This window comes from Serratia inhibens, assembly GCF_003591175.1.
GTDB classification, from domain to species: domain Bacteria; phylum Pseudomonadota; class Gammaproteobacteria; order Enterobacterales; family Enterobacteriaceae; genus Serratia; species Serratia inhibens.
In genome coordinates, this window is the sequence record NZ_QYYG01000013.1 from 57,862 (window position 1) to 82,628 (window position 24,767).

General features: G+C 56.6%; 25 protein-coding genes. 14 read left to right on the forward strand and 11 right to left on the reverse strand.

The genetic code is table 11. The annotated features are described in order from the left end of the window. Nucleotides 1-2 precede the first annotated feature (2 nt). Nucleotides 3-488, forward strand: a complete 486-nt coding sequence (gene coaD, locus D4100_RS24600; protein ID WP_006320126.1) for a pantetheine-phosphate adenylyltransferase — start codon at nucleotides 3-5, stop codon at nucleotides 486-488. Here coaD and mutM read toward each other — a convergent pair whose 3' ends face one another. From mutM to radC, 4 genes are all read right to left on the reverse strand, one after another. Further along, complete coding sequence (mutM, locus tag D4100_RS24605) at nucleotides 489-1,298, reverse strand: bifunctional DNA-formamidopyrimidine glycosylase/DNA-(apurinic or apyrimidinic site) lyase (RefSeq protein WP_006320127.1); 810 nt, start codon at nucleotides 1,296-1,298, stop codon at nucleotides 489-491. A gap of 79 nt (nucleotides 1,299-1,377) precedes the next feature. Continuing rightward, complete coding sequence (gene rpmG, locus D4100_RS24610) at nucleotides 1,378-1,545, reverse strand: 50S ribosomal protein L33 (RefSeq protein ID WP_002208990.1); 168 nt, start codon at nucleotides 1,543-1,545, stop codon at nucleotides 1,378-1,380. Between the two features lie 11 nt (nucleotides 1,546-1,556). Continuing rightward, entirely contained in the window at nucleotides 1,557-1,793 is a 237-nt protein-coding gene (gene rpmB / locus D4100_RS24615; protein ID WP_004931195.1) for a 50S ribosomal protein L28, read from the reverse strand. 263 nt (nucleotides 1,794-2,056) lie between these two features. Further along, nucleotides 2,057-2,740, reverse strand: coding sequence for a RadC family protein (gene radC / locus D4100_RS24620; protein WP_006320129.1), 684 nt, complete (start codon nucleotides 2,738-2,740; stop codon nucleotides 2,057-2,059). Nucleotides 2,741-2,921: 181 nt separating this feature from the next. On the opposite strand from radC, the gene coaBC reads away from it, so the two are divergent. The 3 genes from coaBC to slmA all read left to right on the forward strand — a co-directional run bounded on the left by coaBC (nucleotide 2,922) and on the right by slmA (nucleotide 5,583). Continuing rightward, on the forward strand, nucleotides 2,922-4,139 hold the full coding sequence (gene coaBC / locus D4100_RS24625; protein WP_199685737.1) for a bifunctional phosphopantothenoylcysteine decarboxylase/phosphopantothenate--cysteine ligase CoaBC: 1,218 nt from the start codon (nucleotides 2,922-2,924) through the stop codon (nucleotides 4,137-4,139). After that, nucleotides 4,117-4,575: a dUTP diphosphatase gene (dut, locus tag D4100_RS24630; protein ID WP_043912776.1), complete on the forward strand. Its 459-nt coding sequence runs from the start codon at nucleotides 4,117-4,119 to the stop codon at nucleotides 4,573-4,575. Before coaBC ends, dut begins: the two co-directional genes overlap by 23 nt. 411 nt (nucleotides 4,576-4,986) lie before the next feature. Next, nucleotides 4,987-5,583, forward strand: coding sequence for a nucleoid occlusion factor SlmA (gene slmA / locus D4100_RS24635; RefSeq protein WP_006320137.1), 597 nt, complete (start codon nucleotides 4,987-4,989; stop codon nucleotides 5,581-5,583). A 47-nt stretch (nucleotides 5,584-5,630) separates the two neighbouring features. On the opposite strand, the gene pyrE is transcribed toward slmA, so the two are convergent. Together pyrE and rph are read right to left on the reverse strand one after the other, a co-directional pair. Beyond that, complete coding sequence (gene pyrE, locus D4100_RS24640) at nucleotides 5,631-6,272, reverse strand: orotate phosphoribosyltransferase (protein ID WP_004953362.1); 642 nt, start codon at nucleotides 6,270-6,272, stop codon at nucleotides 5,631-5,633. A 93-nt stretch (nucleotides 6,273-6,365) separates the two neighbouring features. Then, nucleotides 6,366-7,082, reverse strand: coding sequence for a ribonuclease PH (gene rph / locus D4100_RS24645; protein WP_004953365.1), 717 nt, complete (start codon nucleotides 7,080-7,082; stop codon nucleotides 6,366-6,368). A 126-nt stretch (nucleotides 7,083-7,208) separates the two neighbouring features. Between rph and D4100_RS24650 the strand changes: the two genes are divergently transcribed. Then, entirely contained in the window at nucleotides 7,209-8,072 is an 864-nt protein-coding gene (locus D4100_RS24650) for a YicC/YloC family endoribonuclease (protein WP_006320138.1), read from the forward strand. Between the two features lie 54 nt (nucleotides 8,073-8,126). Here the strand turns inward: D4100_RS24650 and D4100_RS24655 are convergent, their stop codons facing one another. After that, on the reverse strand, nucleotides 8,127-8,516 hold the full coding sequence (locus D4100_RS24655) for a hypothetical protein (RefSeq protein ID WP_119805437.1): 390 nt from the start codon (nucleotides 8,514-8,516) through the stop codon (nucleotides 8,127-8,129). A 344-nt stretch (nucleotides 8,517-8,860) separates the two neighbouring features. Here D4100_RS24655 and D4100_RS24660 point away from each other — a divergent pair, with 344 nt between their 5' ends. Then, complete coding sequence (locus D4100_RS24660; protein WP_006320140.1) at nucleotides 8,861-10,045, forward strand: NupC/NupG family nucleoside CNT transporter; 1,185 nt, start codon at nucleotides 8,861-8,863, stop codon at nucleotides 10,043-10,045. A 30-nt stretch (nucleotides 10,046-10,075) separates the two neighbouring features. Here D4100_RS24660 and D4100_RS24665 read toward each other — a convergent pair whose 3' ends face one another. Next, entirely contained in the window at nucleotides 10,076-10,510 is a 435-nt protein-coding gene (locus D4100_RS24665; RefSeq protein WP_119805446.1) for a DUF3574 domain-containing protein, read from the reverse strand. A 292-nt stretch (nucleotides 10,511-10,802) separates the two neighbouring features. On the opposite strand from D4100_RS24665, the gene D4100_RS24670 reads away from it, so the two are divergent. Beyond that, nucleotides 10,803-11,420, forward strand: coding sequence for a trimeric intracellular cation channel family protein (locus D4100_RS24670; protein WP_006320142.1), 618 nt, complete (start codon nucleotides 10,803-10,805; stop codon nucleotides 11,418-11,420). A gap of 6 nt (nucleotides 11,421-11,426) precedes the next feature. On the opposite strand, the gene D4100_RS24675 is transcribed toward D4100_RS24670, so the two are convergent. Beyond that, a complete protein-coding gene (locus D4100_RS24675; protein WP_006320143.1) occupies nucleotides 11,427-12,320 on the reverse strand; it encodes a LysR family transcriptional regulator in 894 nt (297 codons plus the stop codon). Nucleotides 12,321-12,436: 116 nt separating this feature from the next. Here D4100_RS24675 and D4100_RS24680 point away from each other — a divergent pair, with 116 nt between their 5' ends. Continuing rightward, nucleotides 12,437-13,996 (forward strand): MFS transporter, encoded by a 1,560-nt coding sequence (locus tag D4100_RS24680; protein ID WP_119805438.1) that lies wholly within the window; start codon nucleotides 12,437-12,439, stop codon nucleotides 13,994-13,996. Nucleotides 13,997-14,003: 7 nt separating this feature from the next. Here the strand turns inward: D4100_RS24680 and ligB are convergent, their stop codons facing one another. Beyond that, on the reverse strand, nucleotides 14,004-15,707 hold the full coding sequence (ligB, locus tag D4100_RS24685; RefSeq protein ID WP_043912778.1) for an NAD-dependent DNA ligase LigB: 1,704 nt from the start codon (nucleotides 15,705-15,707) through the stop codon (nucleotides 14,004-14,006). A 284-nt stretch (nucleotides 15,708-15,991) separates the two neighbouring features. On the opposite strand from ligB, the gene gmk reads away from it, so the two are divergent. From gmk to recG, 5 genes are read left to right on the forward strand one after another with little or no spacing between them, the layout of a single operon-like run. Continuing rightward, nucleotides 15,992-16,615 carry a guanylate kinase gene (gene gmk, locus D4100_RS24690; protein WP_006320149.1) on the forward strand — a complete coding sequence of 208 codons (624 nt, stop codon included), beginning with the start codon at nucleotides 15,992-15,994 and terminating at the stop codon, nucleotides 16,613-16,615. Nucleotides 16,616-16,669: 54 nt separating this feature from the next. Further along, a complete protein-coding gene (gene rpoZ / locus D4100_RS24695) occupies nucleotides 16,670-16,945 on the forward strand; it encodes a DNA-directed RNA polymerase subunit omega (protein ID WP_004953385.1) in 276 nt (91 codons plus the stop codon). 18 nt (nucleotides 16,946-16,963) lie between these two features. Next, nucleotides 16,964-19,075: a bifunctional GTP diphosphokinase/guanosine-3',5'-bis pyrophosphate 3'-pyrophosphohydrolase gene (gene spoT, locus D4100_RS24700; protein WP_006320163.1), complete on the forward strand. Its 2,112-nt coding sequence runs from the start codon at nucleotides 16,964-16,966 to the stop codon at nucleotides 19,073-19,075. Nucleotides 19,076-19,080: 5 nt separating this feature from the next. Beyond that, nucleotides 19,081-19,776 carry a tRNA (guanosine(18)-2'-O)-methyltransferase TrmH gene (gene trmH / locus D4100_RS24705; RefSeq protein WP_006320164.1) on the forward strand — a complete coding sequence of 232 codons (696 nt, stop codon included), beginning with the start codon at nucleotides 19,081-19,083 and terminating at the stop codon, nucleotides 19,774-19,776. Beyond that, nucleotides 19,773-21,854: an ATP-dependent DNA helicase RecG gene (gene recG / locus D4100_RS24710; protein WP_119805447.1), complete on the forward strand. Its 2,082-nt coding sequence runs from the start codon at nucleotides 19,773-19,775 to the stop codon at nucleotides 21,852-21,854. The genes trmH and recG overlap by 4 nt, the downstream gene beginning before the upstream one ends. Nucleotides 21,855-21,911: 57 nt before the next feature. Here recG and gltS read toward each other — a convergent pair whose 3' ends face one another. Beyond that, complete coding sequence (gltS, locus tag D4100_RS24715; protein ID WP_006320166.1) at nucleotides 21,912-23,123, reverse strand: sodium/glutamate symporter; 1,212 nt, start codon at nucleotides 23,121-23,123, stop codon at nucleotides 21,912-21,914. Nucleotides 23,124-23,364: 241 nt separating this feature from the next. Here gltS and D4100_RS24720 point away from each other — a divergent pair, with 241 nt between their 5' ends. Beyond that, the gene (locus D4100_RS24720) at nucleotides 23,365-24,765 is read left to right on the forward strand and encodes a nucleobase:cation symporter-2 family protein (protein ID WP_006320167.1); all 1,401 of its coding nucleotides are present in this window, start codon (nucleotides 23,365-23,367) and stop codon (nucleotides 24,763-24,765) included. Nucleotides 24,766-24,767: the final 2 nt, after the last annotated feature.

Consider the following 24,767-nt stretch of genomic DNA (forward strand, 5'->3'; position numbering starts at 1 on the left):
TCATGACCAGTAAAGCCATTTATCCCGGTACTTTCGATCCCCTGACCAACGGCCACCTGGATTTGGTGACGCGCGCATCATTGATGTTCGATCACGTCATTCTCGCCATTGCCGCCAGCCCCAGCAAAAAACCGCTGTTCACGCTGGAAGAACGCGTGGCGTTAGCCACCCAGGTGACATCGCATCTGGATAATGTCGAAGTGTTGGGATTCAGTGAACTGATGGCGCATTTTGCCGCCCATCAAAATGCCAACATTCTGGTGCGCGGCCTGCGTGCGGTTTCTGACTTTGAATATGAATTGCAGTTGGCGAACATGAACCGCCATCTGATGCCGACGCTGGAAAGCGTGTTCCTGATGCCTTCCGAAGAGTGGTCGTTTATCTCTTCCTCCCTGGTGAAGGAAGTGGCGCGTCACGGCGGCGATATCGCACCTTTCCTGCCGGACGTGGTCACCCAGGCACTGATGGAAAAGCTCGCCGCACAATAATCAGCGTTGGCAGCGCCGGCAGAAGAAAGTGCTGCGCTGCCCGTGTTTAGCGGATTCAATCGGCGTGCCGCACGCGCGGCAAGGCTCACCCGCACGACCATACACCTGCAATTCTTGCGCGAAATAGCCTGGTTTACCGTCCGACTGCAGGAAATCGCGCAGCGTGGTGCCACCTTGCTCAATCGAGCGTAGCAATACCGCTTTGATGGTTTCCACCAGCAGCTCAGCTTCCGCTTTACTCAGCGAACCGGCCGGACGATCGGGCAGGATCCCAGCGGTAAACAGGGATTCGCTGGCGTAGATATTGCCAACCCCCACGACCAGCTTGTTATCCATCAGCCAGGGTTTGATCAACGTACGCTTGTTGCGTGATTTTTCGTACAGGTAGGCGCCAGTGAAGGCTTCACTCAGCGGTTCCGGCCCAAGATGCGCCAGCACGTTGCTGGTTGCCAGGTCTTCACACCACAGCCAGGCGCCAAAACGGCGGGGATCGGTATAACGCAGCGTCATGCCGTTACTGATCACCAGATCAACGTGGTCGTGCTTACCGGCTTCGGTTTCCTCGGCCAGCATACGCAGGCTGCCGGACATCCCCAAATGGACGATAATCCAACCCTGGTCCAGTTCAATCAGCAGATACTTGGCGCGGCGTTGCACGCTGCGTACCGGCCGGTCGCTCAGCGCCAGAATTTGCTCGGAAACAGGCCAGCGCAGCCGCGCATTGCGCACCACAGCATATTGAATGCTATGGCCAACAAGATAAGGTTCAATCCCACGTCGGCTGGTCTCAACTTCTGGTAATTCAGGCATCTGGCACTCTCCCGTCGGTTTCCTACCCTTATAAAACAAAAAACCCGGCCTAAGCCGGGTTTTTATTAATCCACTAAAATTATTTAATTTTAGCTTCTTTGTACAGTACGTGTTGACGGACAACTGGATCGAATTTCTTCAGTTCCAATTTTTCCGGCTTAGTACGCTTGTTCTTCGTGGTGGTATAGAAGTGACCAGTACCAGCAGAAGAAACCAGCTTGATCTTCTCGCGAACACCTTTAGCCATGATGCAGTTCCTTAATACTTCTCACCACGGGCACGCAGATCGGCCAAGACCGTCTCAATACCCTTCTTATCGATAACACGCATACCTTTAGCAGATACACGCAGCGTTACAAAGCGCTTCTCAGCCTCAACCCAAAAACGGTGTGAGTGCAGGTTCGGCAGAAAACGGCGCTTGGTCGCGTTCATTGCGTGGGAACGGTTGTTACCGCTCACCGGGCGCTTGCCAGTAACTTGGCAGACTCGGGACATGTCTATTCTCCAAAAATCAAATCAGCTCGAGCTTCGTATAGGGTATGGCCGCCTCGTCAGGCTTTTAGAGCCCATCTCAGCAAACTCCATACTGAGGAGACTCCCGTCATCAGGTCAGAAACCACACATCAGGTTAGAAACCTGCTGAGATAGGCCCTTACGCCAAACCCAAGATTCTCAAAGGTGGCGTAGTATACGCTCTGAGGCGTAAGTGCTCAAGTCCCGAACAGCTAAAGATCCCTCAAGGATCGCGAAAAAATCGCTTAAAGCCATCCGCGCTCGGCAAAAGAGACGCACTCACCCCGACCTATCACCAAATGATCGAGCACTCGGATCTCCAATAACAGGCAGGCATTAACCACATGCTCTGTTATCAAACGGTCAGCGTGACTGGGCTCAGCCTTACCCGAAGGGTGATTATGCGCCAGAATAATGGCGGCCGCATTAGCCTTCAACGCTTCACGCACAATTTCTCTCGGGTGCACGACGACGCTGCTGATGGTACCAGCAAACATCTCCTGATGGCGAATAACGCGGTGCTGATTGTCTAAAAATAATACCAGAAACACCTCCCGCTCACGGTGCGCCAGCAGGCTTTGCAAATAATGCTGGGTTATTTTTGGGTTGAGCATGGCGTTTTCCTGTGTCAGGTGACTGGAAAAGAAGCGAAACGCCAATTCTGAAATCGCCTGCAACTGCGCATAACTCGAATTGCCCAACCCTTTGTGGCTGCAGAAAACCTGATGGTCCGCCGACATCAGGTGGTACAGCGAGCCAAACTGCTCCAACAGCTGCTCCGCCAGTTGCATGACATGCAGACCGGGGAACCCGGTGCGCAGAAAAATGGCCAGCAACTCCACATCGGACAGCGCCGCCGCACCGTAACGCAGCAATTTTTCCCGGGGCGCCAGCGCTCCCGGCCACAAAGTTATTACCTGACTGCTCATCATCATCCCCCCGAAAGCGTCAAAGCATGCCACGCAGCGCGAAGGGTAACGACAGGTGTTTGATAACATTGCGAAGTACTGCGCAAAGCGCAATGTAACGGGCTGCAGAAGCAGCGGAATCACTCACCTGCCGGGCGGTTATGCTAAAATGGCGCATCTTTCGGTTTTCAATCGGACAATCATGATGACGGGACTTTCCGGCAAACATATTGTGCTTGGCATCAGTGGCGGCATCGCCGCGTACAAATGCCCAGAGCTGGTGCGCCGCCTGCGTGACAGAGGCGCGGAAGTACGTGTGGTAATGACCAGCGCGGCGAAAGCGTTTATCACGCCGCTGACGCTGCAGGCAGTTTCAGGCTATCCGGTCTCCGACGATCTGCTGGATCCTGCCGCCGAAGCCGCGATGGGCCACATAGAGCTCGGCAAGTGGGCGGATTTAGTGATTTTGGCCCCGGCCACCGCCGATTTGCTGGCACGCGTCGCCGCCGGCATGGCCAACGATCTGCTGACAACCCTTTGCCTGGCGACCGACGCGCCGATAGCCGCAGCGCCCGCCATGAACCAGCAGATGTATCGCGCCGCCGCCACCCAGGCCAATCTGCAAACGCTGCAGGCACGCGGCATATTGCTGTGGGGCCCGGACAGCGGCAGCCAGGCTTGTGGTGATGTTGGCCCTGGCCGCATGCTCGATCCGTTGGACATCGTCGATCTGGCGAACGGTCATTTCTCCGCTTCGCAAGATCTGCAACATTTAAAGATTATGATCACCGCGGGTCCAACGCGTGAAGCGCTGGACCCGGTGCGTTTCATCAGCAACCACAGTTCGGGTAAAATGGGCTTCTCTATCGCCCGGGCCGCCGCCGCACGAGGTGCGCAAGTCACGTTAGTGACCGGGCCGGTCAACCAGCCGACGCCGCCGTGGGTAACCCGGGTAGACGTCATCAGCGCGCTGGAAATGGAGCAGGCGGTGCAGCAGCGCGTCGCTCAGCAGGATATTTTCATTTCCTGTGCCGCCGTAGCCGATTACCGTGCCGGGCAGATCGCCGGTGAAAAAATAAAAAAACAGGGTGATGAAATCATCCTCAAAATGGTAAAAAACCCCGACATCGTTGCCGGCGTCGCCGCAATGACTAAAAATCGACCCTTTGTCGTGGGGTTTGCCGCCGAAACCCAGAATGTGGAAGAATACGCGCGACAAAAACTGGCGCGTAAGAAACTGGATTTAATTTGCGCTAATGATGTATCGCTTGCAGAGCATGGGTTTAACAGTGACACCAATGCCTTGCACCTTTTTTGGCAGGATGGAGAAAAGCGCCTGGCGCTGAGCGATAAGGCACTCCTTGGCCAACGTTTAATAGACGAGATAGTCAGCCGTTATGATGAAAAAAATCGACGTTAAAATCCTCGACCCGCGTATCGGACAGGATTTCCCTTTACCGACCTACGCCACCCCAGGTTCAGCCGGCCTCGATCTGCGCGCCTGTCTGGACAGCGCGGTTGAACTGGCTCCAGGTGAAACCACGCTGCTGCCTACCGGTCTGGCTATTCACATTGCCGATACCGATCTGGCTGCGGTGATCTTGCCACGCTCAGGTTTGGGCCATAAGCACGGCGTGGTGTTGGGCAACCTGGTTGGCCTGATCGACTCAGACTACCAGGGTCAGTTGATGGTTTCCGTCTGGAACCGCGGCCAAAAATCCTTCACCATTGAACCCGGCGAACGTATCGCGCAAATGGTCTTTGTGCCTGTTGTGCAAGCTGAGTTCAATCTGGTAGAAGAGTTCGACAGCAGCGAACGTGGCGCTGGTGGCTTTGGCCACTCTGGCCGCCACTAAGCGCAGCCCAAGGCTTGATGGCCGGCAGGGAAATGTCGTCCGAAACCTTGCCGCCCAGAGAGAAGGATATCTCTATACCCAAAATGATTGGAGTTGCATCACAACAAAGCCGTGGCTTTGTTGAACAGCGCTTGCGCTGGCCCCTACGGGGTGAGCTTACTGTGGTAAGTGATTCAGATGAGTAGGTGCAGCCAACACAGATGCAGCTTCAAGTATGACGGGTATATTGGCAAGGTTTGTCCGGCAACGATTACAGCGCACACCAGGTCGCGCGGAGAACACAGGTCGTTAAGGCCGCTGACCCCAGCATCGTAAAAAAGCTATCACATAAGCCGCACAGAGATCTCTCTGCAATGGCCGGTGCGCGGGTTTCCGAAAGTCTAAGCAGTTTTAGCAAGGGTCTAATCAGACATGGCAGAAAAAGAAAATACCAAAAGGAACCGGCGCGAGGAAATACTGCAGGCGTTAGCCCAGATGCTGGAATCCAGCGACGGCAGCCAGCGTATCACCACCGCGAAGTTGGCCGCTAACGTCGGTGTCTCCGAAGCTGCGTTGTATCGGCATTTTCCCAGCAAAACACGGATGTTCGACAGTCTGATCGAATTTATTGAAGACAGCCTGATAACGCGCATCAACCTGATCCTGCAGGACGAAAAAGAAACCTTTAACCGCCTGCGCCTGATTCTGTTGCTGATTTTGGGGTTTGCCGAACGTAACCCTGGCCTGACCCGCATCATGACCGGCCATGCGTTGATGTTTGAGCAGGATCGCTTGCAGGGCAGGATCAGCCAGCTGTTTGAACGTATAGAGGCGCAACTGCGGCAGGTGCTGAAAGAGCGCAAACTGCGGGAAGGCAAAGGCTTTATCGTGGATGAAACGCTGCTTGCCAGCCAACTGCTGGCATTCTGCGAAGGCATGCTGTCACGCTACGTGCGTTCCGAGTTCCGTTATCGTCCTACGCAAGACTTCGACGGCCGCTGGCCGCTGCTGGCGGCACAGCTGCAATAAGCCCTTTGCCGGGCGCGTTTAACGCGCCCGGCAAAGTGAATCGCGCATTAAACCCCGTACTGTTCACGATAGGCGCGCACCGCCGCCAGACTCGCCGCCATTTCCGGTTTCTCTTCCAGATAAGCAATCAGATCCTTCAGCGTCACGATAGAAATCACCTTACAGTGATAGTCGCGTTCAACTTCCTGAATAGCCGAAATCTCCGCACGCCCGCGCTCCTGACGATCAAGGGAGATCAATACCCCGGCCAGCGTCGCACCGCTGGCGCCGATGATTTCCATCGACTCGCGGATTGCGGTGCCGGCGGTGATCACATCGTCCACCAGCATCACTCGGCCCTGCAGCGGGCTGCCCACCAAAGTGCCGCCTTCGCCGTGGGTTTTGGCTTCTTTACGATTAAAGCAGTAAGGCACGTCACGCTCATGGTGTTCCGCCAGCGCTACCGCCGTGGTGGTGGCGATCGGGATACCTTTGTATGCCGGGCCAAACAGCAGATCAAAATCGATGCCGGAGTCCATCAGCGCTTCGGCGTAGAAGCGCCCTAACAGCGCGAGATCACGCCCGGTATTAAACAGGCCGGCATTAAAGAAATACGGGCTGGTACGGCCGGATTTCAGAGTGAACTCACCGAATTTCAATACCTGCTTGTTAAGCGCGAACTCGATAAACTGGCGCTGATAGGCTTTCATTACTGCTTCTCCTCGTCTGGGTCTGTTAGATCTGTCATTACTGCCGCCCGACCGTCGGGCGTAAAAAAGGCGACTCTTCAGTCGCCTTAAAAATTACTCTGCCAGCGCCGCTTTCTGCGCCTGGAAGATGGTTTCGATGCCCCCTCGGGCCAGCGCCAGCAGCGCCAACAGCTCATCGTGGCTGAAGGGTTCGCCCTCGGCGGTGCCTTGCACCTCGATCATGCGGCCGTCTTCCATCATGACCACGTTCATATCGGTTTCTGCCGCAGAGTCCTCAACGTACTCCAGATCGCACAGCGCTTCGCCCTTGACGATACCGACAGACACCGCAGCCACCAGCCCTTTCATTGGGTTGGCCTTCAGTTTGCCCGCAGCAACCAACGCATTAAGCGCATCAGCCAGCGCAACACAGGCACCGGAAATGGAGGCGGTACGGGTACCGCCATCGGCCTGCAGTACATCGCAGTCGAGAGTAATGGTGAACTCACCCAGTTTTTTCAGATCGACCGCCGCACGCAGCGAACGGGCGATCAGGCGCTGGATTTCCAGCGTACGGCCGCCCTGCTTGCCTTTTGCGGCCTCGCGAGCGTTACGGCTGTGGGTGGAGCGCGGCAACATGCCGTACTCGGCGGTGATCCAACCCTGGCCCTGACCTTTCAGGAAGCGCGGAACGCCTTCTTCTACCGTGGCGGTGCACAAAACTTTGGTATCGCCAAACTCAACCAGCACTGAGCCTTCAGCGTGTTTGGTATAGTGACGGGTCAGTGTCAGTGGGCGAACTTGTTGTGGTGCTCTGCCTGCAGGACGCATGGGCTCTCTCCGGCTTCTAATCTACGATTGGCTGCGCATTATACGGGCTTCGTGACGTAATGCCTATCCTGCCCAGAGGTCCAACGTTATAATCGTTCCATCTTTTCCTATTACGGGTACGCATCAATGATCCGCAGCATGACCGCCTACGCACGGAGTGAAATCAAGGGTGAATGGGGCAGCGCAGCTTGGGAGCTGCGTTCCGTTAACCAACGCTATCTAGAAACCTACATCCGTTTACCGGAACAATTTCGCAGCCTGGAGCCGGTGATCCGCGAACGTATCCGTGGCCGTCTGACCCGCGGCAAAGTGGAATGCAACCTGCGCTTCGAGCTGGACCCGAGCGCGCAAAGCTCGCTGATCCTGAACGAAAAACTGGCTAAACAGCTGGTTGAAGCCGCCAACTGGGTGAAAATGCAGAGCGATGAAGGGGAAATCGATCCTATCGACGTACTGCGTTGGCCTGGCGTGATGTCTGCTCAGGAGCAGGATCTGGATGCCATCAGCGCACAGCTTATGCAGGCTCTGGATGACGCACTGGATGACTTCATCACCGCTCGCGAAAGCGAAGGCACCGCGCTGAAAGCCCTGATCGAACAGCGCCTGGACGGCGTCAGCGCCGAAGTGACCAAAGTGCGCGCCCAGATGCCAAACATCCTGCAATGGCAGCGTGAGCGCCTGGTCAGCAAGTTGGAAGAAGCTCAGGTGCAGTTGGAAAACACCCGCCTGGAACAGGAGCTGGTGTTGATGGCGCAACGTATTGACGTTGCCGAAGAGCTGGACCGTCTGGAAGCCCACGTAAAAGAAACGCATAACATCCTGAAGAAGAAAGAAGCCGTGGGCCGCCGCCTCGACTTTATGATGCAGGAGTTTAACCGCGAATCGAACACGCTGGCATCCAAGTCGATTAATGCCGACGTCACCACTTCCGCTATCGAGCTGAAAGTGCTGATCGAACAAATGCGCGAGCAGATTCAGAATATCGAGTGATGTTTTCTTCACGAACCAAAACCCGCGCTATGCGGGTTTTTTTATGGACCAACCCTATACATACCCGGCCGCCTGCTGCTCGGTAATCAGCCCCATTTTTTGCAGTTGAACGGCGATGGCCCAAGTGGTGCGCTCAAATTCGCTGCTCAATGCCTCAAGCGTTCCGCCCTCTGCATAGCTCTCCTGCAGCCGCTGTTTTTCTTCCTCTGCCCATGGGAAGTGCGATTTCGCCGGCCGCCCCTCGGCAATGTTCTTCTGCTGCCGTTCTTCCGGTGAGAGCTTTACTTTCTTCTGGCGCTCCGGCTCAGCCTGAAACTCCTCGGCCAATGCAAACAGTAGCCGAATCGCCTCCGGCGAACCGGTCATTGACGCCGTACCCAGCAGCTCCCCCGTCTCGGGGTTAATGCCATTTGCCAGCGCCCGCAACATTGCCTGTGTCTTCATATCCGCATCCTCATCCTGAGAAAGTAGGCCGTCTTGCGCGGCGAAATAGTGAACTCTTTTTCTCTCTCAGCGAGGAAAAAATCAATATTTAAGCGGGATAACGTTCAGATTATGCGGGACAGATTCCAAGCTGCCAGCCGCATCCGCGATGGGTTTACAGGCATCTCCGCCGTAAAAGCGGGGCTTTTACGAAAAACTGCGACGATCACGCAGGGAATGACAATCCATAACTCATACCGGCCACCCGAAGTATTTTGTTCTAATTATCACGTAAGGTAATGAAAGGCAGGCTAAGCTGTGGCTAAATGTGTTTTTTTCATGCCCGCAAGCCGTACGGACCCTTTATGCCGCAAATTCTGCAATTTATTTTCGCCCTGGTGGTGATCATCGCCCTGGCGTTGCTGGTCAGCAACGATCGCAAGAAAATCCGCCTGCGCTATATTATTCAGCTCTTGGTCATTGAAGGTGCACTCGCCTATTTCTTCCTGCATTCGGAAAGTGGTCTCAGCGTAATCAAGCACGTAGCAGGCTTCTTTGAAACGCTGCTGACCTATGCAGCGCAAGGCTCCGATTTTGTGTTCGGTGGCATGAGCAAGGACGGGCTGGCATTCATTTTCCTGGGTGTTTTGTGCCCGATTATCTTTATTTCCGCGCTAATCGGTATTTTGCAGCACTTTCGTATTCTGCCGCTGATTATCCGCCTGGTCGGCACCCTGCTGTCCAAGGTTAACGGCATGGGCAAGCTGGAGTCTTTCAACGCCGTCAGCACGCTGGTGCTCGGTCAGTCGGAAAACTTTATCGCCTATAAGGGCATTATCGGCGATATTTCGCCGCGCCGTATGTACACCATGGCCGCAACCGCCATGTCGACGGTCTCCATGTCCATCGTTGGCGCCTACATGTCGATGATCGATGCGCAATACGTGGTCGCGGCGCTGATCCTCAATATGTTCAGCACCTTTATCATTCTGTCGATCATCAACCCTTATCAACTGGACGATGAGCCTGAGCTGAAACTGAACAAACTGCATGAAGATCAGAGTTTCTTTGAAATGCTGGGTGAATACATTCTGGCGGGCTTCAAGATTGCGATGATTATCGCCGCGATGCTGATTGGCTTTATTGCGCTGATCTCTGCGGTGAATGCTCTGTTCTCCGCCGTGTTCGGCATCAGCTTCCAGCAAATTCTGGGCTACGTGTTTTATCCGCTGGCCTGGTTGATCGGCATCCCGGCGCAGGATGCGTTGCGGGCCGGCAGCATCATGGCGACCAAGTTGGTGGCCAATGAATTCGTGGCGATGATCGAGCTGAAGAAAATTGCTGCGGAACTGTCGCCGCGCGGCCTGGGCATTCTGTCCGTGTTCCTGGTCTCCTTTGCCAACTTTGCTTCTATCGGCATCGTCGCCGGGGCGATCAAAGGGCTGAATGAACGACAAGGCAACGTAGTGTCCCGCTTTGGCCTGAAACTGGTCTACGGTTCAACGCTGGTCAGCCTGCTCTCGGCAGCCATCGCCGGACTGGTACTGTAAGTAAATATCCCGGCCCCGGCCGGGATAACCTCAGAATGCAACGCACACCGGTGCATCAACACGCATCACCGAATCCTGCGCAAACTGCTGCTTATAGCTGCTGCGCAGCGCCTCGATGTCGGTTTCACTGTCCTTGCCCGGCGCATAAATCAACATCAATGCCTTGCTGTTCTCGCGCGCCAGCTTGCCATCATTGCCCAGCCACTGTCCTTTGGCATCAAATACCGACAGGCCGTCTTTAAAGCGCGGCGTCACCTGCCGATCGACAAAACCCTGCCACTCTGCTGCGGTAATCATCGGCCCGGCGGGGCGGTTCAGACCAAAATAAAGCGTGGTCTGGACCATAGGATCTCCGGTGCCGCAAACCTTCGTTTTTTGCTGCGCGGCATTCTGCGCCGTTGCTACACAGCCGCTCAACAGTATGGCTGCCGCCAAGACCGCCGCCAGCATGGGAGTATTTTTCATTTTATATTCCTCGGTGAACAAACCCGTCATCAGCCTTAGAGACATCGCCGATGCGCGGCGTAAAGATAGAATGCAAAAAGCATAGTCAGCAAGAGAAACTAACACGAAATATCTAATGTTTGCATGAGCATTGAAAGGTTAAAAAAGGCTAAAAAAAAGCCAGATAAAGCAAATGGTGATTAATTTAAGTAATCCGAAATGGCATTGGTTAGAAAAACTCAGTGGCAACTTGTCCCGTCGGCGATTACCCTTTCGGCCTTACACTCATTCCCGCCCACCCTGTGAATATCTTATGTTACTGAGCATTCTTTATATCATCGGCATCACCGCCGAAGCCATGACCGGCGCACTGGCCGCCGGCCGCCGCCAGATGGATATGTTTGGCGTGATTATTATCGCTTCGGCCACAGCTATTGGCGGCGGCTCGGTGCGCGATATGCTGCTCGGACACTTCCCGTTGGGGTGGGTCAAGCATCCTGAATATATCGTGATTGTCGCCATTGCCGCGATCGTCACTACCTGGGTAGCGCCACTGATGCGCCACTTGCGCCGCCTGTTCCTGGTGCTGGACGCCGTTGGCCTGATTGTATTTTCAATCATCGGGGCTCAGGTCGCTTTGGATATGGGTCACGGCCCCATCATCGCCGCCATTGCGGCTGTCATCACCGGCGTGTTCGGTGGCGTGCTGCGCGATATGCTCTGCAACCGCATCCCTCTGGTTTTTCAGAAGGAAATCTATGCAGGTATCTCCTTCGCCGCCGCCTGGTTGTACATCGGCCTGCAACACTTCAGCCTGCCGCACAATCTGGTCGTCATCATCACGTTGGTCGCCGGCCTGAGCGCACGCTTGATCGCCCTGCGCTTTCGTCTGGGACTGCCGGTATTTAACTACCAGCATCCAGACCATTAATACGGCTCACCTCAGAGGCAACATATGCTGCGCCAGGTAGTCTACAAAGACCCTCACCTTGGGCAGCATATGCCGGCTTGACGGCCACAGAGCCGAGAAAAAACCCTGCTCCTGCGTGTGTTGATCCAACACCGCCACCAGTTGCCCGGCGTTAACGGCCGGACACAGCGTAAAATCCGGCAGGTAAGCGATACCCAATCCTTCCTGGGTGGCGTGGATCAGCGCTTCAATGCTGTTGCAGCTCAGTGTCACCGGGATTCGCAGGGAAACCGGCTCTCCATCAGCAAACAACCTCCACTCCTGCAATTGCTGGCCCCCCGGGTAGCGGTAGCGCAGACAGGCATGGTTGAGCAAATCTTCCGGCCCCTGCGGCACGCCCCGACGCTGTAAATACTCAGGCGCACCCGCCAGTATCAACCGGAACGGCCCCAGCCGCCGGGCCATCAGCCGGGAATCCGCCAGCTCACCGCTGCGCACAGCCACGTCGATTCCCTCGGCTATCAGATCCACCATCCGGTCATTAAAGTCCACGTCCAACTCAACCTCGGGATAAAGCGCGCTGAAATCAGCAAGCAGAGGTACCAACATTCGATAGCCGATAGCCGGCATGCTCACGCGCAGCTTGCCGCGCGGCGCATCGGAGATCCTCGCCATTTCGGCTTCGGCATTTTCAATTTCGCTGACGATGCGTTGGCAGCGTTCAAAAAACAACGCGCCCTCATCGGTGAGATTGATGCGCCGGGTGCTGCGGTTAAACAGCCTGACGCCCAATGATTCCTCAAGCCTGGCCACGCTTTTCCCGACGGCGGAGGCGGACACGCCCAGCCGTTCACCTGCGGCGACAAAACTGCGTAGCTCGGCAGCGCGCACAAAAGCCAATAAGCCACTGAGGCTGTCCATAGGGTCTCCAATTAGAGCGTTATTGTCCTTAAAGAGTGGAATATAGCCCCATTTCAGGCCAATTAAATCCACTTTATCATCCATCCCAACCGACAATATTGCCGCTGGAGCTCATCATGAATAATCCTCACCCTCTTCCAGACCCGTATCCCGATCCGCAGCGCTGGATTATCCTGTTCTCCGTCTGCCTGGCGGGGTTGATCATGCCGATTAACTTTACCGGCCCGGCAGTCTCTTTACCCGCGATCGCCACCAGCCTGGGGGGCAGCGTAGTCGCTCTCAGTTGGGTCACCAACGCCTTTATGCTGACCTTTGGCTGCAGCCTGATGATTGCCGGTGCGCTCGCCGATCGCTTTGGCCGCAAACGCGTGTTCATCAGCGGCCTGGCGGTGCTTACCTTAAGCTCGCTGGTTATGCTGATGGTGCAGGACATCATCGCCTTTGATTTGATACGTGCGCTACAGGGTGTTGCCGCCGCCGCTGCATTTGCCGGAGGAACCGCCGGACTGGCTCAGGTATTCGATGGCACAGAACGCGCCAAAGCCTTCAGCCTGTTGGGAACCACCTTTGGCATCGGCCTGGCATTTGGCCCGCTGCTGGCCGGTTTTTTGGTACAGCATTTTGACTGGCGCGCGATTTTTATCAGCGTGTCTTTGTTCAGTGCCATCGCCCTGTTCGCCGGTATACGCTATATGCATGAGTCACGCGATCCTGCTGCGGCCAAACTCGACTGGCCCGGCGCGGCCACCTTTACGCTGGCTCTGACATTATTGACTTATGCCGTACTGCAAGCCCCCGACAGCGGTTGGAGCAACCCTGAAGTCATCGCCCTGTTCAGCGGCGCACTGCTTTTCATGATTGCCTTTGTCGTGATCGAGAATCGCGTACGCAGGCCGATGCTTGATCTGTCTTTATTCCGCTATCCGCGTTTCGTCGGCGTACAGTTTCTGGCGGCTGCCCCGGCCTATTCCTATGTGGTACTGCTGGTTTTACTCCCGCTGCGCTTTATTGGCATCGAAGGTTACGGCACCCTGGAGGCAGGTATCGTTATGTTCGCACTCTCAGCGCCAATGCTGATATTGCCGTTGCTGGCAGGCATGTTGGCGCACCGGTTTTCCGCCGGTATCATTTCCAGCCTGGGTTTACTGATCTGCGCCTTCGGCCTGTTATGGCTGGCGCAATATGCGCCTGGGCAACCCTTCCTGCTATTGATCCTGCCGCTGTTGACCATCGGTTGTGGCATCAGCCTGCCCTGGGGATTAATGGACGGCCTGGCGGTCAGCGTGGTGCCGAAGGATCGCGCAGGCATGGCCACCGGTATTTTCAGCACTGTCCGCGTGGCGGGCGAAGGCATCGCCCTCGCCGTGGTGGGTGCGCTGCTGGCCGCTTTGGTTGAACAGCATCTGCCGGGTTCCCCGCTGGCCAATGCAGCCGCCGGCGCCCACCGGCTGGCAATGGGTGACCTGCAGCAAGCTGCGGCATTGCTGAACGTCGATACTGCCGCCTTGAAACAGAGCTACGAAGCCGCATTTCAAGGCCTGCTATACATTCTGGCGCTAACGACGGCGATTTCGGCAGGCATCGTTTTTATTTTCCTGCGTCATGCCTCACCCTCGCCAATCGTTCCCTCACAGACGACAAACGCACAATCACTTGCTGAGAGATCTACGGAGTAACGGCACATCACCGGGTTCCGGCAAAGCCCGCTATTTCCTGCTCCTCCAGCGTGTTGACCAGCGCCAGAAATGGCGGGTGTCGAAGAAAGCCGGCGATTTGCTCAGCCTTTTTGGCGCCTATCCCGGTCATTTTACGCCACTCTCCGGCCGGTAATTGCTGTACCTGGTGCCAGTTTTTCAACGCCCGTGCTTGTTGCGGGTTAAGCGGTGCGCCTAACGCTATCAGCCAGCGAGCAAACGGTTGTTGCCGCGCCAACTGAAATTGCCGGTGGATACTGCGCCCACGCTTGTCACCCATGCCGGGCGCTGACATCAGTTGCTCCGGCGTCAACACCAGCCAATCCAGCAAATGCCGCACCAGCCCCCGATCAATCAACGCCTGCCAGGTAGATTCACTGACGCCGTGCAAGCCTAACCCCTGTGGGCCGCCCAACCACACCAGCCGGGCCAGAAACTGCTGGCGGCACTCCGGCAGCCAGCTAAAGCAACTCAAAGCATGGTAACGATCTGCGGCCGGCGCTTCAGGCTCTACTCTTTCTGCGGCCCGCCAGACTACTTTATCCAGACGCGGGATCCCGTGCCCCATCAGGCTGATTGCCACCTGGTCACCGGGCACAACCGCCCACTGCCGCCAGCGGGGCAGCGATCCCAGATTAACCCGCGAGACCCATTTATCATCCATCCTGAGGGGAGCAAGCCTCAGCACCACGGCAATCTTTCCGGTGCGGCCTACGCTGAACTCGACATCATTGACCCTGGCGATCTGCCGCACCGGCGGATACTTCCAGGCAACAGCCCAATCACCGGGCTTTGCCTGCCAGTAATGCCCCGAAGGTGACCGAGCCTGATGAATCACCACGCCATCCGTGACGAAGGGCAATGCTTCGCGATACCAACGCTCGCGCCATTGCCGCACGTCTTCCAGTGAACTCACGGACTGTGAATAAGCCAATGCCAGGGGGAAACCCATTGCGGCAAGCTGCTGTAAACGCTCCGTCATTTCTTGTGGGCCATCCGGCCATGCCCAGACAAACAGGCCTATCTGTTGCAAGACCGGCGAAAGCCGGTTTTTCATCAGCGCACCGGCTACCCTGGCTCGGGCATTGATGCCGCCATGAAGCTTTTGCTGATGATCGTTCACCATCAAAAACAGCTCACCCTGAAGAATCAACGTCGACGGAGCGCCCTTCACCGCCGCCGGTATCGATGGAATAGCACGCACCTTTTCCAGCCAATCTTCCCCCTTCAGCCCATTTCCCCGGCTGACAGCCGCCGCCAACTCACCATCGCGATACACCAAAGTAACGGCTACGCCGTCCACCTTAGGCTGAACCCAGACATCGCTGCGGCCACGCAGCCATTGGGCCACGGCGACAGGATCCGCCAATTTATGCAGCCCGGTATGCGCCACCGGGTGAGGCGTTTTACCCGCAGGTAAAAGCGGACTGGGCTCCTCAACCCTTTCCAGCCCGGCGCAACGATGCCATAGCTGCAGTTTTTGCCGCAGGCTGTCATAGACCTCATCTTCAATTAAACTGTCGCCCTGTTGGTAATAAGCCACATCCCAGCGTTCAAGCTGGTTTTTTAACGTGGTTATCTCCAGTTGCAGCCGCTCCGGTCGCCACGCCGGGCAACTTTCTGCCCGCAGCACACCACAAAACATCAACCCGCCCAACAGCGCCATTCCGATCCGCATTCCGCATTTTCGCATACTGCACCTCCCTGATAACCGGCAGTAAAACCGGGTGACGACGCTTCGGCAACGGTCCATTGCCCAATCTGCCGAGCGGCTCGAGAAAGGCAGATTACGTTGCATGAAACCGCGGAAATTTACCGATATGCTGCGCAAAACCGCCGTTTAGAGGTTTTTTCAGCACAAAGCGACGGGCAAAATGCGAGCTAACGCTGCACCCGGCGCGTTAGCCGTGTATACTGTGCGGAGAAAATACACATCCGCTGTTATTGGCACATCAACCGCTATCAACGAACATCATCATGGCTCAAGGCACGCTTTTTATTGTCTCTGCACCCAGTGGCGCAGGGAAATCAAGCCTGATTCAGGCTTTGTTAAAGACGCAACCGCTGTACGACACGCAGGTTTCGGTTTCGCACACCACGCGCGACACTCGCCCGGGTGAACATCACGGCGAGCATTATTTCTTCGTCTCAAAAGATGAATTCCGCCGGATGATTGAGCAGGATGAGTTTCTTGAGCACGCCGAAGTGTTCGGCAACTATTACGGGACCTCACGCGCCGCCATTGAGCAGGTGCTGTCGACCGGCGTAGACGTCTTCCTGGATATCGATTGGCAGGGTGCGCAGCAGATCCGCGCTAAAATGCCGCAGGCGCGCAGCATCTTTATTTTGCCGCCGTCGAAGGATGAACTCGGCCGCCGCCTGCGTGGCCGTGGGCAAGACTCTGAAGAGGTGATCGCCAAACGCATGGCGCAAGCCGTGGCGGAAATGACTCACTACGCGGAGTATGATTATTTAATCGTGAACGATGATTTCGATCTGGCCCTGTCCGATCTGAAAACCATTATTCGCGCCGAGCGCCTGCGTTTAGGCCGGCAATTACTGCGGCATGACGCTTTAATCAGCAAACTATTGGCAGACTGAAGACAGTTTCAGTATTATGCCCAGTCTTTTCGTCACCTGTGGAGTAGCACAAATATGGCACGCGTAACTGTTCAAGACGCTGTAGAGAAAATTGGTAACCGTTTTGACCTGGTGTTGGTCGCTGCTCGTCGGGCACGTCAAATCCAGACTGGCGGTAAAGATGCACTTGTTCCGGAAGAAAACGACAAGTACACCGTTATCGCTCTGCGCGAAATCGAAGAAGGCCTGATCACCAGCCAAATCCTCGATGTTCGTGATCGTCAGGAGCAGCAAGAGCAGGAAGCCGCAGAAATTCAAGCGGTTACCGCAATTGCTGAAGGTCGTCGTTAATTAGACTGCGAGTCTGCCTTGTACCTGTTTGAAAGCCTGAATCTGCTGATTCAACGTTACCTGCCTGAGGAGCAGATTAAGCGCCTCAAACAGGCATACCTCGTTGCACGTGATGCTCACGAGGGACAGACACGCTCCAGCGGTGAGCCCTACATTACTCACCCGGTCGCCGTGGCCTGCATTCTGGCGGAAATGCGTCTCGATCATGAGACGCTGATGGCGGCGCTGCTGCATGACGTCATCGAAGACACCCCGGCCACCTACCAGGATATGGAACAGCTGTTCGGCAAGAGCGTCGCTGAACTGGTTGAAGGCGTATCCAAGCTCGACAAGCTGAAGTTCCAGGATAAAAAAGAAGCCCAGGCGGAAAACTTCCGCAAAATGATCATGGCGATGGTGCAGGATATCCGCGTCGTGCTGATCAAGCTGGCAGACCGCACGCACAACATGCGTACCCTGGGTTCGCTGCGCCCTGACAAACGGCGGCGTATCGCGCGTGAAACCCTGGAAATCTACAGCCCATTGGCCCATCGCCTGGGTATTCACCACCTGAAGACCGAGCTGGAAGAGCTGGGTTTTGAAGCGTTGTACCCAAACCGCTACCGTGTAATCAAAGAAGTGGTGAAAGCCGCTCGCGGTAACCGTAAAGAGATGATCCAAAAGATTCTCTCCGAGATCGAAGGCCGATTGAACGAAGCCGGCATTCCTTGCCGCGTCAGCGGGCGAGAAAAACACCTGTATTCCATCTACCTCAAGATGCACCTGAAAGAACAGCGTTTCCATTCGATTATGGACATCTACGCGTTCCGGGTGATCGTGAAGGAAGTCGATACCTGTTACCGCGTGCTGGGCCAGGCTCACAGCCTGTATAAGCCGCGCCCGGGCAGGGTCAAAGACTATATCGCCATTCCCAAGGCCAACGGCTATCAATCGCTGCACACATCCCTGATCGGCCCTCACGGCGTGCCGGTCGAGGTGCAGATCCGTACCGAAGATATGGATCAAATGGCAGAAATGGGGGTGGCAGCACACTGGGCTTATAAAGAAAAAGAACAGGGCGAAACCGGCACCACCGCGCAGATCCGCGCCCAGCGCTGGATGCAAAGCTTGCTGGAGTTGCAGCAAAGCGCCGGCAGTTCATTTGAATTTATCGAGAGCGTAAAATCCGACCTGTTCCCGGATGAGATTTACGTTTTCACCCCGGAAGGCCGCATTGTTGAATTGCCTGCGGGCGCAACGCCGGTCGACTTCGCCTACGCGGTACACACCGATATCGGCCACGCCTGCGTTGGCGCGCGAGTCGATCGTCAGCCGTACCCCTTGTCGCAGTCACTGAGCAGCGGTCAAACGGTCGAAATCATCACCGCACCAGGCGCGCGGCCAAATGCCGCCTGGTTGAATTTTGTTGTCAGCTCAAAAGCGCGCGCCAAAATCCGCCAGATGCTGAAGAACCTCAAGCGCGATGATTCGGTCGGTCTCGGCCGCCGCCTGCTGAACCATGCATTGGGCGGCAGCCGCAAATTGGCAGAGATCCCACCGGAAAATATCCAACACGAACTGGATCGCATGAAGCTGGCAACGCTGGATGATTTGCTGGCTGAAATCGGCCTCGGCAATGCCATGAGCGTGGTGGTGGCGAAAAACCTGCAAGGTGACCAATCCAACCTGGGCACCTCCTCCGGGGTTCGCAACCTGGCGATCAAGGGCGCAGACGGCGTGCTGATCACCTTCGCCAAATGCTGCCGACCTATTCCGGGCGACCCGATCATTGCCCACGTCAGCCCAGGCAAAGGGCTGGTGATCCACCATGAATCCTGCCGGAACATCCGCGGCTACCAGAAAGAGCCTGAGAAATTCATGGCGGTAGAGTGGGATAAAGATATCGAGCAGGAGTTCATCGCCGAGATCAAAGTGGACATGTTTAACCATCAGGGTGCGCTGGCCAACCTGACGGCGGCCATCAACGCGGCCGAGTCCAATATTCAGAGCCTGAATACCGAAGAGAAAGACGGCCGGGTTTATAGCGCCTTTATTCGCCTGACCACCCGCGATCGCATCCATCTGGCAAATATTATGCGTAAAATCCGTATCATGCCGGATGTGATTAAAGTTAACCGTAACCGAAATTAGCGCTTATGAGCCCTGAACGCTATGCGCGGATTTGTGAAATGCTGGCGACCCGGCAGCCGGATCTGACGGTCTGCCTGGAACAGGTGCACAAACCGCATAACGTCTCCGCCATTATCCGCACCGCCGACGCCGTCGGCGTGCATCAGGTGCATGCCGTGTGGCCGACCTCACGCATGCGTACCCTGGTTTCTTCCGCTGCCGGCAGCAACAGCTGGGTCAATGTAAAAACCCACCGCACCATCTCTGACGCGGTGACCCACCTGAAAGATCAAGGCATGCAGATTCTGGCGACCCACCTTTCCACCCGCGCGGTTGATTTCCGCGAAGTGGATTACACCCGCCCAACCTGCGTGCTGCTGGGCCAGGAAAAAACCGGTATCACCGAAGAAGCGCTGGCCCTGGCCGACCAGGACATCATCATTCCGATGATCGGTATGGTGCAATCCCTCAACGTGTCGGTCGCCTCGGCCTTGATCCTGTACGAAGCGCAACGCCAGCGCCACAACGCCGGTATGTACCTGCGTACCCACAGCGCGCTGGACGAAGAACAACAACAACGCCTGCTGTTCGAAGGCGGCTACCCGGTGCTGGCCAACGTCGCCAAGCGTAAAGGGCTACCGCGTCCGCAGATTGACCAACAGGGCCAGGTGGTCGCCGACGCCGAATGGTGGGCGACCATGCAGGCAACGGTACGCCGATGAAAGGCCGCCTGCTGGACGCCGTCCCTCTCACCACGCTTTCCGGAGTTGGCGCCAGCCAGGCGGGCAAACTGGCAAAAATTGGCCTGGAAACCATTCAGGACCTGCTGCTGCACCTCCCGCTGCGTTATGAAGACCGCACCCGTCTCTATCCGATCAACGACCTGCTGCCGGGCATTTTTGCCACGGTGGAAGGCGAAGTGCTGCGCAGCGATATCAGTTTTGGACGTCGGCGTATGCTGACTTGCCAGATCAGCGACGGCACCGGCCTGCTCACCATGCGTTTCTTTAACTTCAACGCAGCGATGAAAAACAGCCTGGCCGCAGGCCGGCGCGTAACCGCTTACGGTGAGATCAAACGCGGCAACCACGGCGCAGAAATCATCCACCCGGAATACCGCATTCAGGGGGAAAGCAGCGAGGTTGAGCTGCAGGAATCGCTGACGCCGGTTTATCCGACCACCGAAGGCATCAGGCAGGCCACGCTGCGCAAGCTGACCGATCAGGCGCTGGAGCTGTTGGACACCTGCGCTATCGCCGAACTGTTGCCACCGGAACTCAGTGGCGGGCTGATGAGCCTGCCGCAGGCGCTGCACACCCTGCACCGCCCACCGCCGGATATCCAGTTGGAAGATTTGGAGCAGGGCAAGCATCCGGCGCAAAAACGCCTGATCCTGGAGGAACTGCTGGCGCATAACCTCAGCATGTTGGCGGTGCGCGCCGGTGCGCAGAGTTATCAGGCGCTGCCGCTGATGCCGGATGACCGCCTGAAAAAACGGTTTCTTGCCGAATTACCCTTCGCACCGACCGGCGCGCAAGAGCGCGTGGTGGCCGATATCGAAGCCGATATGCAAAAAGGCTTCCCGATGATGCGGCTGGTGCAAGGTGATGTCGGCTCAGGCAAAACGCTGGTAGCCGCGCTGGCGGCGCTACGCGCCATCGCCCACGGCAAACAGGTGGCATTGATGGCACCCACCGAACTGCTGGCCGAACAACACGCCAATAACTTCCGCCAGTGGTTTGAACCGCTGGGGCTTGAAGTCGGCTGGCTGGCCGGCAAGCAAAAAGGCAAGGCTCGCGCTGCGCAACAGGAAGCGATCGCCAACGGAAAAGTGTCGATGGTGGTCGGTACGCACGCCATCTTCCAGGAACAGGTGCAGTTTTCCGGGCTGGCACTGGTGATCATCGACGAACAGCACCGGTTTGGCGTGCACCAGCGGCTGGCTCTGTGGGAAAAGGGCGAGGAGCAAGGCTTCCATGCTCATCAGTTGATCATGACCGCCACGCCAATCCCACGCACGCTGGCAATGACCGCCTATGCCGATCTCGATACTTCGGTGATCGACGAGCTGCCGCCAGGCAGGACGCCGGTCACCACCGTCGCCATTCCAGATACCCGGCGCGCCGATATTATCCAGCGGGTGAAAAGCGCCTGTATGGAAGAAGGGCGGCAAGCGTACTGGGTCTGTACGTTGATCGAGGAATCAGAGCTTCTGGAAGCGCAGGCGGCGGAGGCTACCTGGGAAGAGTTGAAAACTGCGCTGCCCGAGCTGAAAGTCGCGCTGGTTCACGGCCGCATGAAGGCGCAGGAAAAGCAGGCGGTAATGCAGGCCTTTAAACAGGGTGAGTTACAGCTGTTGGTGGCAACCACAGTGATCGAAGTCGGCGTCGACGTACCGAACGCCAGCCTGATGATCATCGAAAACCCGGAGCGGCTTGGGTTGGCGCAGCTGCATCAGCTGCGCGGCCGCGTTGGCCGTGGCGCCGTGGCGTCACATTGCGTGCTGTTGTACAAAACCCCGCTGAGCAAAACTGCGCAGAAACGTCTGCAGGTGCTGCGCGACAGCAATGACGGCTTTGTGATTGCCCAACGCGATCTGGAAATCCGAGGCCCAGGCGAGCTGCTCGGCACGCGCCAGACTGGCAGTGCGGAATTCAAGGTAGCCGATTTGCTGCGCGACCAGGCGATGATACCGGAAGTGCAACGCGTCGCCCGCCATATTCATCAGCAGTACCCGGAACATGCCCGCGCCCTGATTGAACGCTGGCTGCCGGAGAAAGCGCGCTACTCCAACGCCTGATCCTCTGCCAGAGACAAGGGCGCCAATGGCGCCCTTGCTTTATATCTCGAACGTTATTCAGCTCACCGCCGGGAACACCGGCAACAGCAGATACAGCTTAATCACGATCGCGTTGGCGATATCGATAAAGAACGCCCCCACCATCGGCACCACCAGAAACGCCAGGTGCGATGGACCGAAGCGATCGGTAATCGCCTGCATATTGGCGATCGCCGTTGGTGTAGCGCCCATGCCAAAACCACAATGGCCCGCCGCCAGCACCGCCGCATCGTAGTTTTTGCCCATCACCCGGTAAGTGACGAAAATCGCGTAGAGCGCCATCACCAGTGTCTGCACTGCCAGAATGGCCAGCATCGGCAGCGCCAGCGATGCCAGCTCCCACAGGCGCAGGCTCATCAGTGCCATCGCCAGGAACAGCGACAAGCTGACGTTCCCCAACACCGATACCGCCCGCTCGAACACGGTGTAAAAACCGCTGAACGCCAGCGTATTGCTGAGGATCACCCCGACAAACAGCACGCAGACAAAGTTTGGCAATTCAAACACCGTACCGTTCAACAGACCGGCAATAAACTGCCCCAGGCTCAAGCAGATGGCGATCATCGCAATAGTTTCTATCATCACCAACGAGGTGATCAGCCGACCGCTCTCCGGCTTTTCAAAACCGCTCGGTTGCACGCTATCTTCCGGTGTGCCTTCCGGCGTGGAGGAGTGTTTCACCAGATAACGCGCCACCGGGCCGCCGATCAGGCCGCCCAGCACCAGGCCGAAAGTCGCGCAGGCCATCGCGACTTCCGTAGCGTTTTCAAACCCATAACGCTCGATGAACAGCTTGCTCCAGGCTGCGCCGGTACCATGGCCACCGGATAACGTAATTGAACCGGCGATCAGACCCATCAACGGATCCAGGCCCAACATTTTCGCCATGCCGATGCCAATGGCGTTCTGCACCACCAACAAGCCCAGCACCACAAACAGGAACACCATTAGCGCTTTGCCGCCCGCGCGCAACCGCGCCAGGTTGGCGTTCAGGCCAATGGTGGCAAAGAAGGCCAGCATCAACGGGTCTTTCAGCGACATATCGAAGCTGATTTCCCAGTTAGCAAACTTTTTCAAGGCTAACAACAAGAGCGCCACCAGCAAACCACCGGCGACAGGTGCGGGAATAGTGTATTTTCGCAACAGCGGAATGCTTGTGACGCATTTGCCCCCAAGGAGCAAAACCAGCGTTGCCGCGACTAACGTGCCATAAGTATCGAGATGAAACATCCGGGTACTCCCTGTAACGGAAAAGATCCAATAAGAAATAATAAGTTATAGAAAACCGCTTAGTTTTTAAAACTTGATGAGGGTGGGATTAGAAGTAAAAAATGCTGAGAAGACAAGAAAAAATGAACAAAAATACGACATAGGTATTGATAACCCTGATGTAATACTGGGGCGCAACCGTTTGCTTTTGCGGGGTGGATCATTAAAATGCCTGCTTTGCCGCTTCTGGAAATGCCACATCATGACCATGCCATCCACCGAGCTTGATGCAGTGCAAAAAGCCGCCGTCACTCCCCACACCAGCGAACTGATTTATCGCCTGGAAGACCGCCCGCCGCTGCCGCAAACGCTGTTTGCCGCCGGTCAGCATCTGCTGGCGATGTTTGTGGCGGTGATCACCCCGGCCCTGTTGATCTGTCAGGCGCTCGGTCTGCCGGCACAAGATACTCAGCACATTATCAGCATGTCGCTGTTTGCCTCCGGCCTGGCCTCTATTCTGCAAATTAAAACCTGGGGGCCGGTCGGTTCTGGCCTGCTGTCGATTCAGGGCACCAGTTTTAACTTTGTTTCGCCGCTGATTATGGGCGGGCTGGCGCTGAAAAACGGCGGTGCCGACGTCCCCACCATGATGGCTGCACTGTTCGGCACGCTGATGGTCGCTTCCTGTACCGAAATTCTCCTGTCGCGCGTGCTGCACCTGGCGCGGCGTATCATCACCCCGCTGGTCTCCGGCATTGTGGTGATGATTATCGGTTTGTCGCTGATTCAGGTCGGGCTGACCTCCATCGGCGGCGGTTATGCCGCGATGAACGGGGGCAGCTTCGGCGCGCCGAAAAATCTGCTGCTGGCCGGCGCGGTGCTGGCGGTGATTATTCTTCTTAACCGCCAGCGCAACCCGTACTTGCGCGTCGCCTCGCTGGTGATCGCCATGGCGGTCGGCTACCTGCTGGCCTGGGCGATGGACATGCTGCCGGCAAGCCAGCCGGCTCCGCAAACGGCGGCATTCACCCTTCCGATCCCGCTGTATTACGGCCTGGGCTTTGACTGGAGCCTGCTGCTGCCGCTGATGTTGATCTTTATGGTCACCTCGCTGGAAACCATCGGCGACATCACCGCCACCTCGGACGTGTCGGAACAGCCGGTCAGCGGCCCCTTGTATATGAAACGCCTGAAGGGTGGCGTGCTGGCCAATGGCCTGAACTCTATGTTGTCGGCAGTGTTCAACACCTTTCCCAACTCTTGTTTTGGTCAGAACAATGGCGTGATCCAACTGACCGGGGTTGCCAGCCGTTACGTCGGTTTTGTGGTGGCGCTGATGCTGATTGCGCTGGGATTATTCCCGGCGGTGGCCGGTTTCGTGCAACATATTCCTGAACCCGTGCTTGGCGGCGCTACCCTGGTGATGTTCGGTACCATCGCCGCCTCCGGCGTGCGTATCGTGTCACGCGAAAGGCTGAACCGCCGCGCGATCATGATCATGGCGCTGTCGCTGGCCGTCGGCATGGGCGTTTCCCAGCAACCGCTGATCCTGCAGTTCGCGCCCGACTGGCTGAAAACCCTGCTCTCTTCAGGCATTGCCGCCGGCGGCATCACCGCCATCGTGCTTAACCTGGTGTTCCCGCACGAACACGAGAAGCCATAATC